Genomic DNA, 12,996 nt, shown 5'->3' on the forward strand with positions numbered 1-12,996 from the left:
ACCTGATTGGCCGCGCGCTTGAGTAGACAGCCACGACTAACCCAGTGTCGCCAGCAGCTTCATGAAGTTGCGCTTGGCACGATAGGTCTCGCGGATGGTCTGCAGTTCATCGGCGAACTGCGCATGCTCCTTCAGTTCTGCTCGCAATTTCCCGATAGTCCGCACGATGCCGAACGCCTCCTCATAACGGGCGTTACGCGTTCCACTCTCGGCGGCGATGGGTAGCAGGCGGTGATACAGGACAATGGCGTCGTGCGGATGGGTCTTTGAGCGAATGGATGCCATCGTTGCCCACATAGTTGTCGCCACGGGACCGCCGCAGAACGTCTTCCACGCCGTGTCGTACTCGCGCCCGGTGAGAAAGATTTTGACCAGTTCGGTTCGCGTCGGCATCTGCCAGGAATTGCGCTTCGCTTTGGTCGGCGCCTCTTCAGCACGAACAAGACTCCACAGATGATTGAGCGCGCGCTCGCGTGTCATATCATGCTGGCCAGTCGCGCTGGCGACATCCATCAGGGCGGCGAATGCTTCTGCACCCGGGTGCATCCCGAAACGCTGCCACGCGAGCACATCAGCCTTCTCGAATTCGCCGCGCCGCAGGTGCTCCTGGATGCAGAAGTCGAGCAGACGCTGGTCCACGTTCTTGCCTGACTCCATGAGGCCGCGTTCGGCCCACGCGAGTCCTTCGTCGTAGCGCCCGTGCTTCGCGCAAAGCTCTGCGACCAGCAGGAAGCGGTAGGGACTCGACAGGTCCTTTGACCGGATGCGAACCAGTGCGTCCACATCGCCGTCGAGGTCGGCCAGCGCCTCCATCGCGCGTTCCAGTCGCATGCGTAGCGGGTCGAACGACCGGCGAAACTCATTGCTCGGCGCAAGTGCCGGCAGGCCGTCCCATCCGTTTTCTACAAGCATGCGGTACCGATGAATCCCAAGGTCGCCGAGCGGTTCGGCGTAAGCCGGCAACACATCGTAGAAGGTATCCCACACGCCGTCGGTCTGGAACCGGAACAGTCGCTCCGCGAGCTTCGTTGGGTCCGGTCGCGTCTGTCGACATGCTTCGAGATGTACGGCGGCAAGCTCCATGATGGCCGGCATCACATCACCCCCGGAGTCATCAATCTGCTCGAGACTTGCTTCGGCGCCGGCAATCGCCAGTTCCGCAAGCTCGACCACCTGGGCGGCCTGAGGACTGGCAAGCCGCTGCCGCAGCATGTCCGCGAGCGCCATCAGGCCGTCGCCGTACGCGCCGGCTTCGCGCCAGTCGAGCGGCCGCGAAATGCGCGTCGCCTGTCGTACCGCGGTCTTCATGCCCGGGAGGTCACCGGCGTTTGCCGCACGCGCCGCGAGCAACAGCCTGTCGCGCAGCGCCATGTCGCGCTCGACCGCTTCCAGCAACAGTTCGCGCACGGCTTCCGCATTCAGCGTCGCAACATATTCACGAATCTGCTCCTCGTACGTCTTGCGCTTTTTACGAGGCTTTGCCGGCTTTGACTCATCGGCATGAAACACTTCCGCGCCGGTATTCTCGAGCCACGACAGGGCGACCGCGACCCCGTGCTTGCAGAAGATACCGTCCTCGCCGACCGGACAGTCGCATTCGTAGGTCAGCTCGCCGTCGTCGCCCGCGCCAAGTTCGACGCGGTACCTGTGCGTGCCACGTACGTTCGCGCGAAGGACACCATCGCGCTCTTCGAGGCGTGATACGGCGCCCTCATGAAAATACGCCTTGCCGCGCCCGAACGTTTTCGTGTCCGCGAGCGACTGGATTTCGGCGAGGGTAATGATGTCGTGAAGTGGTGACTGGCTGGACATGGCGTACGTTGGAGATATGCGAGAAAGAAGGATGCACGAGCCAATCGGCTGTGGCACGAATCCGCAAAACCAACGGCCACCCAAAGGCGCCCGTCGCATGCGAAATTCCCTGACTCTGCAGGAGGAATTCCAATTTCGGGAGGGACCAGGCGCGTCCGTTCGTACTACGTCTTTCCTTGAGCGATACGACAGATATAAGCAGTCGAGGGGTACTACCAGCACGGTTTGTCAGCGCCCCAAGCGTAACGCTCCCGTAGAGCGGCGGCGCGCACAATTCGGACCCTGTCGACGTCGACGAACGCAGCGGAATCAGCGGCGACGTGGAGTCAGGTCAAGCGAACCGTTCATCTACCCTCACGTCGTCTCCACAACTTACGCGTCGGACTTCCACGGCCATGAGGGGTAGACTCGCCCACTGCTTTCAACGCTCTCCCGTTGGTCCTCGGCTTGTCCGTCATTACGCTCGACATCGCCAGCGCTCGGAGCCTCGTCCGCCTGCAAGCTTTCGGAACTGCCATCGGTCGAGTCAGCGCACACGTCCTCGCCAGCTTTCACCGACGGCAAGCCCACACCGAACCACCGAACGTCGCTACGCAACGCAGCGACGTACGCACGCCATCCGTTTGCGTTGTCGGCAAACAGGCTCCGTCGAACAGTGGAAGCAAGACGCTTGCGATTCAGCTCAGGCTCAAGCAGTTCCCGTGGCCATGCGAAGAAGGCGTCTGACACTCGCTGAACAAACTGCTCTGCTGTCATCCGCGGCGATACCTGTTCGAGGAGCGGGAAGCCTCCAAGCGGGTCGTGCGCTGCGGCCAGTTCGCGTACGGTCTTGTGGCCGTCACCACATTTCAGGAGACGGTTCACGACCGCCAGTACATCTCCAAGGTGAAGCAACAAGGCACGGCGCTCGAATGCATCATTCATCTGCTCATTTCTCTCTACGTGAGTCGAAGCACAATTCTAGCTTGCCCGTCGCGCAGCGCTGTGAGAGGCACGGTGTTCGCGTTTTCCTTGAGCGGCAAAAACTCGGACTTCTTCGCGGACCTGTCTGACAAGGCGTCCATCCTGTCGATTTATCAGCAACCCGGAACTGCCGATGCATGGCGAGGCGACAGGAGTCGCCCTCAGGCAACGCGGGCGCCGCGGATGTCGATGGTCAGGGTTCGGGCCGGCCTGTGCCGTCGGCCGTCCAGCTCCTGGCAATTCTCTGAGGCCCACTCACCTCGAAATATCCGGTTTCAGAAATCACAAATCCCTGGTCAACATTGCGGGCGTCTGCGGCGTTAAGGAGATGAACGGTGAAAACCGTCCCGTTACCTGAACGGAAAACCTGCTGGAGCGGAACATGAAAAACACGAACGGGCAGTCCCTGCGTTGTCAGGTCGAAAAGTGGCTCGCACCGGCTCCCACGATGCACGTTCATGTAACCAGATTCAGTCGCACCGCAGGGAATGGGAGACGCTACGTGTGCGTCGAAACGTCGTCACCAGCCGGAGCGCGCGCGTTGTTTTTCTTCAGGCACGATGACGGCAGGTGGAGCGTGTTCCCGCCCACTGCCAATAGGCGGAAGTCAACTGCAGAGCACCCTCTCGTGCAGGGGGCCGCCGCCACCTTTTGATGACGGTCACGAGTTCGCCGCGCTCAATCGCGGCGCTCGGGATTCAATCTGGTTTCGAGCCGGTGCACGGCTATCGAGCCGCATTTTCGTAAGATGAGCGAAGTCCACGGAAACGTGGGGCGCCACTGCACGGCGCCTCGGCCGTCCCGGCACAAATCGAGCAAGCGTGAGCTATGCAGGTGCAGACCGCCCGAGCGACGGGAACTGAACGAGTTCTGAGTTTTGCTGCTAAGCATCTCGACGCGGCCGCGCCGGGAACGAGCGAAATGTCGAGCGCTCAGAATCGGCGTTTTACCCGGATTGACCCATGTACCACAGCAGACTACAACTTCACTGTCGGAGTCTCGGATAACGTAACTGCGATTGAGCTAAGGCCATTCTTTTGCGTGTCAGCGAGTTGCGCTGAGGTGTTAGCTTGGATAGATTTTCGCTGCCTGCTTACCCTTCGGGCCTTGCTTCCGGCCAAAGCTTACCTTCTGGTTTTCCTGCAGCGATTTGAAGCCTTTTGCCTGAACCTCGGGAAGTGCGCAACAGATCCTCCCACGGTTTTGGATTGGATGGCTTTGACGAAACAATACCCGTTGCGCAATGTTCTCTGAGTGGAAGTCCAATAGGAGCACAGCTCACTCGAACGTCTGAGGCCCCTTTAGCGTTAAGGGGAGATTTCATCGCCCAGTATTCCCAAGTAGTGACTTGCCGCCTCTGTACGAGGCTGTTTTTTTACGTGGGACGTCCGTTCCCGACAAAATTTGAAGAGCACCCGTCTCGGCGCGAGCCTGGTAACAGACGTGGGCGGACATGACGTGCGCCCGAACGGCCGACCAGCGCCCACGAGAGCTGGGCTTGTCCGATAGCGGCCAGGTCGCAGTGTGCGGCCAGGCGCGTTAGGTCGCCGCGCCGTGCGACCACGGGTTCAACGTTCCTTCAAATTATTGCTTCGCCGCTTTTGCTGCTTTCTCGACTGCCTGGTCAGCCGCTTCGGTCACCTCCGATGCGGCTTTTGTTGCGGCGTCCAGGTTACTTTGCGCGACTTCGACTGCCTGCTTCGTGGCCTTTTGCACGCTTTCCTGAGTGGTGTTGGCCAGCGTGATAGCTTGTTTCAGAAATGCGATTGCGGCTTCGGAGCCGACCGGGGCGTTTTGCGCGAGATTCTCGACGAACGATTGAACCTGGCGGCTGACCTCCTGGTACCGCGCATTGACGACCTCTGCCAGTTGCGTTTGCGTGGCCGACGCAATCTCCGCAACCTGACGTTCGTACGTCAGGACCTTCTCCGCCGAGTGCAGCGCCAGCGCATCTTGCAGACCGGTAACTTCCTGTCGGTCCTTCTTCGCCAGCCCGTCTTGCTCGCGTTGGTGCCAATCGGCAAGCGTCGTTTTCGCCGTATCCAGATTCAGTCTGACGAGCTTTTCCTCGCCCTCCAGCATTCTGCTGGCCAGGCCGAAAAAGAAGTCAAGATTAGCTTGCTGCGCTGTAGCAGCCTGTCCCTGAAAATCAGCCATGTTCGCCTCCGGAAGATGTATGCCCAACGCCCAGCATGTTCGGCAACGGTGACCAACTGATGAAGCGCGTCGTATGGAAGCTCCCGAGCAGCTGCATTTTCGACACCGGCTCCGCAGGCGTATTGGTCTTGGCCACGAGCCCGTACAACGTCCTCAGCACTGGGCTGCGTAAGGGTGCTCTGCGGACGTCGACAGATGCAGGAACTGCAAACGACGAAAATACAATTACAGGACGGCAGCGGTCGGGGCGCCAATTGAATCTGCCTATCTGGGGCACACTTGAAAAAGGGTGTTTTTTCTCTCGCCGCCACCTGCTGGATGCGTCTGCGTCCTTATTGCGATGGCGCTTTCGCCGGAGACCATCATCGCGATGTGTGACGAGGTCGTGGAACAGCACGCCGCTCTTTTCCACGCAAGCAGATATTCGCCACTGGAACTTCCCGGACCTGCTGGTGACCAAAGCCGGTGACGCACGAACAGGTGCCGACCTCCGGGTAGGTTTTCCGACAGACCTACGTCTGCGAGCGTTGTCATTGCGCTGCTACTTCACTCGAAGAAAGCGGCGGAGTGACTTCTGGCCACGTACGGGATAGGGAAAACGGTATCCGTGTCGATTACACCGGGCATTTAAAGCGTTAAGTCAGAGCGGGGAAGGCGCGCCGCAACGGGCGTTCAGGTGCAGTGAAGTTCACGCGAACGACATGCCAGCCCGAGTGATGGCGTTCGACCGCAAGCATCAACATCGAAGTCGTGTCACACCTTCGTAGCCTGAAGCACGTAGGTTTGGTCACGATGAGTTACAGGAGCATTGCACGTCATGAATCGTCGTCCGAATCTTGATGTACATCTGCAAGGCACTCTCAAACACAACGGCTCCAGGCGGGCCTTCGCTGCACGACTGGACATGACCATCAAGCGCGCCAAGGTGACCTCCGGTCGGGTGGCCAGGTCACTCGGCGTACCGGAACACGAGGTGACCCTTTGGCGCGCCGGAGTTACCGTTCCGAAGAGCACGGATTGTGCGCGCCTTTCTGAACTTCTCGACGTGGACGTCGTCTGGCTATGCGCAGGTCAAGCGTAAGCGACAGCATGTCATGGCAGTTCTCATCGGACACGGCCTCGCACGCGGTTCGGCTTGTCGCCACTCACCGGCACCTCGGTCGGGTCACGTGCCTGGCTCCTGCCATTGACCGGCAACACGGTCGAAGTGGCATGTTTGAAGACAAGTTGCGCACCCGGGCCAGACTCCAGCAGAACTGCAAACTGGTCAAAGGCGGCCAGTTGACCGCTCAGTCTGATGCCGTTCACGAGGAACACGTTTACGGTGGTCTTGTCGTTCACGGGCATCTGCAAAAAATCGTCTTGTACGCCTGGGCGTCCGGTCATGTTCAAGGTCAAGGCGATAGGTCCTTGGATTGTACCGGCGATACCTGAAGCGGCCAGCCTTTTCGATTCTGGACACAATGATGGCAAGCGGTACCGTAAAGTGGTTCAATGATGCGATGGGTTTTGGTTTCATCACGTCGGATGGCAGCGGTGAAGACCTGTTTGCCCTCTTCTCGGGAATCAGCGCAGACGGGTTCAAGTCGCCGCAAGAGAATCAGGAGGTCAGCTTCGACGTGAAGATAGGGCCGAAGGGCAAGCAAGCCGCGGATATCAAGCCAGTTCAGGAGATAGTCTGTCTCTTTGCCGCTTACGGCGCCGGTTCGTCAGGCGTCGTACTTTCAAGGCGGAGTCGGCCAGGAGCGCCTGTCGAAAAAGCAGAATCCGCCACCAAGCGCCGAGATTGGAAGTCAACGCGAAGCGCGGCGCGGCGGCGTCATCACGCATGACTCGGACGCCAATTGCTTCGACACGTTCGTCGGCGTGGGCCTTTCTGCTCCCGCATCGACGCTTTCGCCTTCCGCTGTGAAACTGGCACGCGGAGCAACTTCACGAGTAGCTGCTCGCGAAAAATCTCTGGAGGATTGAGCAATGGACAACGTTTCGCGGGAAGAGAAGATTCGTGTACGGGCCTACGAGCTCCGGGAAAAAGACGGCAGCCCCGACGGTCGCGCCGACGAGTATTGGGAGCAACCCCGCGCACAGATAGAAGAGGAAGAATCCGATGCCGACGGGAGCGGAGCCGACCTAAAGGGGCGGCTGCCGCTGTGACGAAAACTGGAATGGCGCTGACGAAGAGCCGCCATTGACCGCTTGGTCGAGTTGCAATTATTGAAGGCGGAGCGACAGCGGCGCAATGCTCGCAACGAGCCTCTTCGTTGTCGCTTTGCGCCGACCACTCGACGTTCCGGACGCTATCCAGCGTCGCTGGTGTCCTGCCGCACCGCGCTCCTGACCGCGAGGCTGACCTGGCAGGTTAAACGGCGTGCCTCCGCAGCGACACCCTTGTAAGTCTTCTTCATTCCACTGCTGTCAGAGGCGGGCGCATTCATTCCCTCTTCTTCTGCATTTTCGGCTTCGTCTGTTTCTGCGACATATCGCCCGACTTACCCATGGTGTTTGCGCCGGACGCGCCAGATGGTGACTTTGTAGCGCCGCTTGCTTTCGGCGTTCCCATTCCGGTGCCACCCTGGCCTGCACCGGCGCCCCCTCCACCACCTGTTCCCGCACCCTGCGCGTATGCGGCGTCGATGCATGGCCCGTGAACTTTGACCTGCATCAAGCTGCCAAACGACATGTGGCGACTCTTGCAATTGGTCATGACAAGCGTACTGCTGGTAGACGATGATGCGGAGGCTTTGGCCGCGTGGGGCGCGATCTGTGCCACTGACGGATTTGATGTAAGAAGCGCGAGCGACGGCCAGTCAGCATTGGCAATGTTCATCGAATCCCCAGTCGACATAGTGGTCGCCGACTGGCGCATGCCGGTGATGTCGGGCAGCGAACTCTGTCATCGTTTGCGCACGCTGCCTGGACTAGCTGACGTTGCTTTCATACTGGTTTCCGGCGAACCCAGTCCACCGGCCTTCATCAATTACGACGGCTTCCTTCCCAAACCCGTGGACGGACCGGTGTTGCTGGCCACAATGCGACGGCTGCTGGCGGACCACATAACCCATCGCGAGCAACAGCGCCGCAAGACAACGTAGTCGAAAAGCCGCCTCTTGTGCTGACGAGGGAAATCGAAAGATGGCTGTTGAAAGGAAATGCCGATTCCAAAGGCACGTTGGTAAGTCAGCAAAAATTTCTGCTCGCAGTAATCAGGCCGCCAAGCAGGTGAGACATATCGACAAGGCGCTGCGCGACCAGATGTCGAACCTCACCTTCGCATTGCCATGTTCCGTACACGGCAAGTAGCGATGCGCCGAGCGCTTCCTTTCTCTGCTTCTCGAGCAGGCTCGGCTACACGATTACATTCACGTTGCCGGTCTCGTCTTCAAGCGTCACAAACATGACCCCCTTCGCAGTGCCCGGCCGTTGCCGTGCGGTAACAAGACCGCAGCCTCGTGCGAGCCGCTCGTCGCGATAGGTGCGCAGAGTCGACGCTGGCATCAGCCGGTTTGCGAGCAACTCCGGCCGCAGCAGTTCGAGCGGATGTCGACCAAGCGTAAGACCGACAGACCGAGATAGTCAGCGACGATGCCGGCACTGTGCTCAAGCGACGAGTCCCAAACGCTGATGGCCACATCGACTGGCAGCACCTTGACGCCATGGCGTTGTGCATCCCGTACTAACTGCGAAGGCGAGGAGAAGCGCATCGCTGTCAGTCCGTCTTCGCGACCGATGCGCTCCCTGCTTCGTCCTGCTTTCACGCTCTATCATTGACCGAATGCTTCGCGTTCGAGTTGTTCACGGGAAACGTGGCGCACGTCCTTGCCTTTGACTACGTAGATAATGAATTCCGCTATGTTCGTCGCATGGTCGCCAATGCGTTCGATGGCCTTTGCGATGAAGAGGTAGTCCAGCGCGATGGGGATGATTCGGGGAGCCTCCATCATGTACTTCACCAGCTCATGGACGAACAAACGAAACTGGTCATCGATAGCGTCGTCGTCGCGGACGATTTGTGCTGCGGCAACTGTGTCGAGGCGCGCGAATGCATCAAGCGCACCGCGGAGGATAGTCATGGCCATCTCACCGGATAACGCGATTTCCGCGACATTGATGGTCGGTGCATTGTGGTCTTCTGCAATTCGTCGAGTCCGCTTAGCGACCTTCCGCGCTTCATCCCCAGCACGCTCGAGGTTCGTGACGATCTTCGAAATGGCCATCAGCAGACGCAGGTCGCGTGCAGCCGGCTGGTACCGCGCGATGATGTTGATGCACTCTTCATCGGCCTCCGCTTCGATGGCATTGACTCGACGCTCGTCGGCGATGATTCTGTCGACCAGGTCCAAATCGAGGTGGTTAAGCGCCTGCATCGCATTCATGACTTGCGATTCAACGAAACCGCCCATCTCGAAAACCTTGGACAATACGTGGTTGATGTCAGCGTCGAATCGACTGGAAAGGTGGTTATCGGGCATAGGAATCCGTGCCAGCCAACCCAGCTGTTTTTGTAATCGCCGCGCGGTTTCGTGACCGCTCCATCACGTCATGGCGCGCGTCGTATGGAACAGTGGCCGATGTTCCAGGAACCGTGCAGAAGCATTCAGCGAAGCACAGCGGCGAACCCCGGCCCGCACGGGCAATCCGCTCGGACCGTGGTACAGCTACGATTTTGCTGGTCGACCAGTCTTGACGGTTTCGACCGCAGAAACAGCTGCCAGCAGACCCTCGGCGGTGGGGGCCGAGTCCAGCAAGAGCAGACCAGCGCGAAGAAGCTCGCTTTTTTTCACCGAGACGCCTGCGTCGAGACACTTCTGTTTCAGCGCCGCGATTTTCTCGTAGTCGGACCTCGGCATCGTGAAGCTGTCGCGAACCACCTTCTCTTTCTTCGCGCGTTTCGCTTTCACCTCGGCTGCCGGACTGACTTGCGCTGCCTCAACGGGTTTCGCGCGCTTCTGTTTGCCGGCCTTCGTCGGAGCCGGCTGGGCATCTGGCGCTGCGGCTGCGGCCACGCTCTTCTCATCCGCTGGCTTCTCATCGGCTTTCGCATGGCCGTTGACATTCTTCGGGAAGTGAAAGGCCTTCTTCGTCGGCTTCCTCACGCTGGGTTCACTCATGACCATCTCCAGACTGATAAACGGTATAAACAGTATATACCGTTAATTTGCGATTGCCAGACCGCATTCGAGATGCCGCCCTCATGCCAGGACCATCAAGTTGTCCACACAATCTGTTTGCAAGGCTATGGACAATTCCCGGGCAAGCGGGACAAGTAGCTGAAAAGATTGATTTTGTGCAGTGCGCGCCGAACATGTGCCTTTCGCAGCTCATCTGTGTCGGGCACCAAGCAGTGGAGTAAGCGCACCAGTGGTCAACAGAACACAAAAGCGTCCCTAAAGACAAAACGAAGCGATAGGTCTATTCAATTTGCATGCGGTTGGGCAGCGTCGTCTAATCGACCTCCCGAAGTTGCCGTTCCTACTCAACGCTAGGAGAGCGCCATGGCCCAGCCCAACGCTGAGGATGTCATCAAGGCTATTGCCTCCGACACCAATACCCCCACCGAGACCGTGTCGAAGCTGTATGAGGACACGCGGGCCGAATACAGCGACGGCGCGCGGGTGATGGATTACATGACAGTTCTCGTGGCCAAGCGTGTTCGCGAGAATTTGCGACATCGGCACTAGGGCCGAATTGACATCAATAACCATCACGACGCCGTGCAACGCCGCATTCTGCCGCATTGAAGAAGTGCACCGAAAGGCTCCTGCTCCTGTGTCGTTGACGTACCTCATGTGATTGGGTAAGTTCGACTGGTCATAGTTACTACAGGGCGGTGTTGATGGTCGAAGATTACGAAACAACCAGGGAAATCGAAGTCGAGTTGGATGGCACCCGCTATCGGGGCCGCTACCGCGTCATGAGCGGCACGGTTATCGTCTACTTCGAGGACGAAATCAAGTTCGCCAGCCATGACATGAACGGGCCTGACGTAGTTGCTAGATGGCTGCTGACCGACCTGTCGCGACGGGTCGAGTCGAGGAAGCGGAAAGCGTCTGGTAGCTAGAATGATTCAGGAATGGCTGTACTCACGGCCCCACCTGACAGCCTGTACGCAGCATTTCGAGCGCGACCCGTCCGTGGAGTTGCTGCTGCTCCCCCAGATATTTGACTGCCTTCTTCAACGCATGCGGTTCGCCGAGCTGAAAAGCATATTCGCGGAGTAAGGTTTCGCTGGTCACCAGGTCGTTCAAATGGCCAAGGTGCTCCTGGACCTGTGCGAGTTGTTCAATCGCCGCCAGGTAGTGGTCGTCAAGTACCGGCGCGAAGAATTCGAGTGAATATCGCAGCCTCTTCCCCGCGATACGTACATCGTGAAGCGCTGCGTAGTCAGCGTCCCGATTCGAGACCACGCGCCTAACGCGCTTTTTCAACATCCTGCTGGCTTGCTCCGCGCGCCGCGCCGCAAATTCATCCAGTGGCGTCAGGACAGTTTGTGCACAAATCTGATTTTCGGCGGCGGCCATCGCGTGTTGAACTATCCGTTCAACACCAGCATTTGCGATTGTCCTGTTGCTGAACGATAGTGCATCACTTCGATACCGGTCGACCCGTTCAATAAGAGTTTTAAACTTTTTATTAATAGTCAGGCTGATGAACAATACGTCGACGTGCTGATACTGCTTGAGCTTTTCTTCCTGCTCGCGGAGTCGACATTCAGGCCAAACATCTCCCGCTCAGGAATCAACCTGGGGGCGGCGAAGTGAAATCGGCGCTACGCTCGCGCGCCGACCGCGCTCGGCGACTCCGGACGGCTAAAAGCGACTCGAATCCTCGACTTTCTGGACATGCGCGACCCGGCGAATCGATAAAGTGCCTGCCGTCTGCCGTCACCGTCTGTCGTATCACGACAATTCTGTCATTTGCATTGCATTCCTGCCCGGACCGCCTATAACGCTGCATAAATAACTCTGTCCGTACTCATGGGAGACGGCCATGTTCGCAAGTGTGAGAGGCTTGCCGTTCCTTTTGCTAGTCCTTGTGCTCCTTTGCATTCCGCGCGTCCCCTACGCGCAGGTGGCGCGAATGGAAGTCATTCCATTCGAGTCGATGACGCTCACAGACGAGCAATTTCTGGCCGGAAGCGAAGACGGCAAGCGCGTGACGATAGCCGGTGAATTGCGGCTGCCTCGATCCGGGACCGACAGGCTGCCCGCCGTCATACTGCTGCACCCGTCTGGGGGTATCGGCGGCCAGATAGCGGACTGGGAGCAGTGGTTCCTGTCGTTGGGCGTTGCCACTTTCGTTGTCGACAGTTTCACGAGCCGAGGCATAGAAAACACAATCAATGACCAGAGTCAGCTTGGCAGACTCGCCCAGACAGAAGACGCGTATCGCGCGCTCAGCCTTATTTCCAAAAACCCTCATGTCGACGCGAGCCGCGTGATGCTAATGGGCTTTTCCCGTGGAGGGCAAGACACGCTCTACGCGAGCATGGTGCGCTTCCAGAAAGCGCATGCCGATGCATCGACTCCAGGATTTGCAGCCTATGTTCCGCTTTACCCAGACTGCAGTGCCCACTACCTCGATGACGACAACGTATCACAGGCTCCCATTCGCATATTCCATGGAAGCGCAGACAACTATGACCCGGTCGCGCCTTGCAAGGCCTATGTGGAACGGCTGAAAGCCAAGGGGGCGGACGTAGAGCTGACCGAGTTTGCCGGGGTTAATCATATTTTCGATGCGCGCGCCTTCGCACATCCAACCTCCCTGCCGAAAGCGCAAACAGTGCGCAATTGTGCATGGGAAGAACGCAGTGCGGGACATTTGCTTAACGTCAAAAGCAACCTGCCGTTCTCATATGCCGACCCCTGTGTCGAACGGGGCGTGACAATCGGGTACGACGAGAGCGCGACGGAGCAAACGAAGAAGGCAATAGCCAACCTGGTTACCACTACGCTTAAGCCGACACCGACACATGCCCCGTGATTCCGTTGAGACTGGCGGGAACAGCATTGCTTTGGGCTGTTACGTAAAACGCGCGGAGATTTGCTTGCTGCGAGGGTGTAA

14 protein-coding genes and 3 pseudogenes are annotated in these 12,996 nt (G+C 58.5%); 8 read left to right on the forward strand and 9 right to left on the reverse strand.

What is annotated here, in order from left to right:
- Positions 1-36 precede the first annotated feature (36 nt).
- Entirely contained in the window at positions 37-1,812 is a 1,776-nt protein-coding gene (locus tag OKW26_RS34190) for an SWIM zinc finger family protein (RefSeq protein WP_429357152.1), read from the reverse strand.
- Positions 1,813-2,184: 372 nt separating this feature from the next.
- Positions 2,185-2,736 (reverse strand): hypothetical protein, encoded by a 552-nt coding sequence (locus OKW26_RS34195; protein ID WP_429356392.1) that lies wholly within the window; start codon positions 2,734-2,736, stop codon positions 2,185-2,187.
- 421 nt (positions 2,737-3,157) lie between these two features.
- Here OKW26_RS34195 and OKW26_RS34200 point away from each other — a divergent pair, with 421 nt between their 5' ends.
- A complete protein-coding gene (locus OKW26_RS34200) occupies positions 3,158-3,430 on the forward strand; it encodes a hypothetical protein (RefSeq protein WP_260321169.1) in 273 nt (90 codons plus the stop codon).
- Positions 3,431-3,840: 410 nt separating this feature from the next.
- On the opposite strand, the pseudogene OKW26_RS34205 reads toward OKW26_RS34200, so the two are convergent.
- Together OKW26_RS34205 and phaP are read right to left on the reverse strand one after the other, a co-directional pair.
- Positions 3,841-3,948, reverse strand: a pseudogene (locus OKW26_RS34205) (cold-shock protein); the annotation flags it as partial.
- A 411-nt stretch (positions 3,949-4,359) separates the two neighbouring features.
- Positions 4,360-4,932, reverse strand: coding sequence for a TIGR01841 family phasin (gene phaP / locus OKW26_RS34210; protein WP_429356393.1), 573 nt, complete (start codon positions 4,930-4,932; stop codon positions 4,360-4,362).
- Positions 4,933-5,749: 817 nt separating this feature from the next.
- Here phaP and OKW26_RS34215 point away from each other — a divergent pair.
- Positions 5,750-6,013, forward strand: coding sequence for an XRE family transcriptional regulator (locus OKW26_RS34215; protein ID WP_184060937.1), 264 nt, complete (start codon positions 5,750-5,752; stop codon positions 6,011-6,013).
- Between the two features lie 23 nt (positions 6,014-6,036).
- On the opposite strand, the gene hfq is transcribed toward OKW26_RS34215, so the two are convergent.
- Entirely contained in the window at positions 6,037-6,279 is a 243-nt protein-coding gene (hfq, locus tag OKW26_RS34220; RefSeq protein ID WP_429357153.1) for an RNA chaperone Hfq, read from the reverse strand.
- A gap of 119 nt (positions 6,280-6,398) precedes the next feature.
- On the opposite strand from hfq, the pseudogene OKW26_RS34225 reads away from it, so the two are divergent.
- The 3 genes and pseudogenes from OKW26_RS34225 to OKW26_RS34235 all read left to right on the forward strand — a co-directional run.
- Positions 6,399-6,599, forward strand: a pseudogene (locus OKW26_RS34225) (cold-shock protein); the annotation flags it as partial.
- 307 nt (positions 6,600-6,906) lie between these two features.
- On the forward strand, positions 6,907-7,086 hold the full coding sequence (locus OKW26_RS34230) for a DUF2934 domain-containing protein (protein ID WP_184004408.1): 180 nt from the start codon (positions 6,907-6,909) through the stop codon (positions 7,084-7,086).
- Between the two features lie 548 nt (positions 7,087-7,634).
- Positions 7,635-8,024, forward strand: a complete 390-nt coding sequence (locus OKW26_RS34235; RefSeq protein ID WP_184060935.1) for a response regulator — start codon at positions 7,635-7,637, stop codon at positions 8,022-8,024.
- Positions 8,025-8,109: 85 nt separating this feature from the next.
- Here the strand turns inward: OKW26_RS34235 and OKW26_RS34240 are convergent.
- The 3 genes and pseudogenes from OKW26_RS34240 to OKW26_RS34250 form a co-directional block, all read right to left on the reverse strand.
- Positions 8,110-8,633, reverse strand: a pseudogene (locus OKW26_RS34240) (OB-fold nucleic acid binding domain-containing protein); the annotation flags it as partial.
- A gap of 60 nt (positions 8,634-8,693) precedes the next feature.
- Positions 8,694-9,401: a phosphate signaling complex protein PhoU gene (gene phoU, locus OKW26_RS34245; RefSeq protein WP_184060934.1), complete on the reverse strand. Its 708-nt coding sequence runs from the start codon at positions 9,399-9,401 to the stop codon at positions 8,694-8,696.
- 186 nt (positions 9,402-9,587) lie between these two features.
- Positions 9,588-10,040: a hypothetical protein gene (locus OKW26_RS34250; RefSeq protein ID WP_429356394.1), complete on the reverse strand. Its 453-nt coding sequence runs from the start codon at positions 10,038-10,040 to the stop codon at positions 9,588-9,590.
- A gap of 384 nt (positions 10,041-10,424) precedes the next feature.
- On the opposite strand from OKW26_RS34250, the gene OKW26_RS34255 reads away from it, so the two are divergent.
- Together OKW26_RS34255 and OKW26_RS34260 are read left to right on the forward strand one after the other, a co-directional pair.
- On the forward strand, positions 10,425-10,610 hold the full coding sequence (locus OKW26_RS34255; RefSeq protein ID WP_184060932.1) for a DUF3562 domain-containing protein: 186 nt from the start codon (positions 10,425-10,427) through the stop codon (positions 10,608-10,610).
- A 155-nt stretch (positions 10,611-10,765) separates the two neighbouring features.
- A complete protein-coding gene (locus tag OKW26_RS34260) occupies positions 10,766-10,990 on the forward strand; it encodes a hypothetical protein (RefSeq protein ID WP_184060931.1) in 225 nt (74 codons plus the stop codon).
- A 22-nt stretch (positions 10,991-11,012) separates the two neighbouring features.
- Here the strand turns inward: OKW26_RS34260 and OKW26_RS34265 are convergent, their stop codons facing one another.
- Complete coding sequence (locus tag OKW26_RS34265) at positions 11,013-11,585, reverse strand: CHAD domain-containing protein (protein ID WP_429356395.1); 573 nt, start codon at positions 11,583-11,585, stop codon at positions 11,013-11,015.
- Between the two features lie 424 nt (positions 11,586-12,009).
- Between OKW26_RS34265 and OKW26_RS34270 the strand changes: the two genes are divergently transcribed.
- Positions 12,010-12,915 carry a dienelactone hydrolase family protein gene (locus OKW26_RS34270; protein WP_429356396.1) on the forward strand — a complete coding sequence of 302 codons (906 nt, stop codon included), beginning with the start codon at positions 12,010-12,012 and terminating at the stop codon, positions 12,913-12,915.
- Positions 12,916-12,996: the final 81 nt, after the last annotated feature.

This window comes from Paraburkholderia sp. 32 (assembly GCF_050435345.1).
GTDB lineage: Bacteria > Pseudomonadota > Gammaproteobacteria > Burkholderiales > Burkholderiaceae > Paraburkholderia > Paraburkholderia tuberum.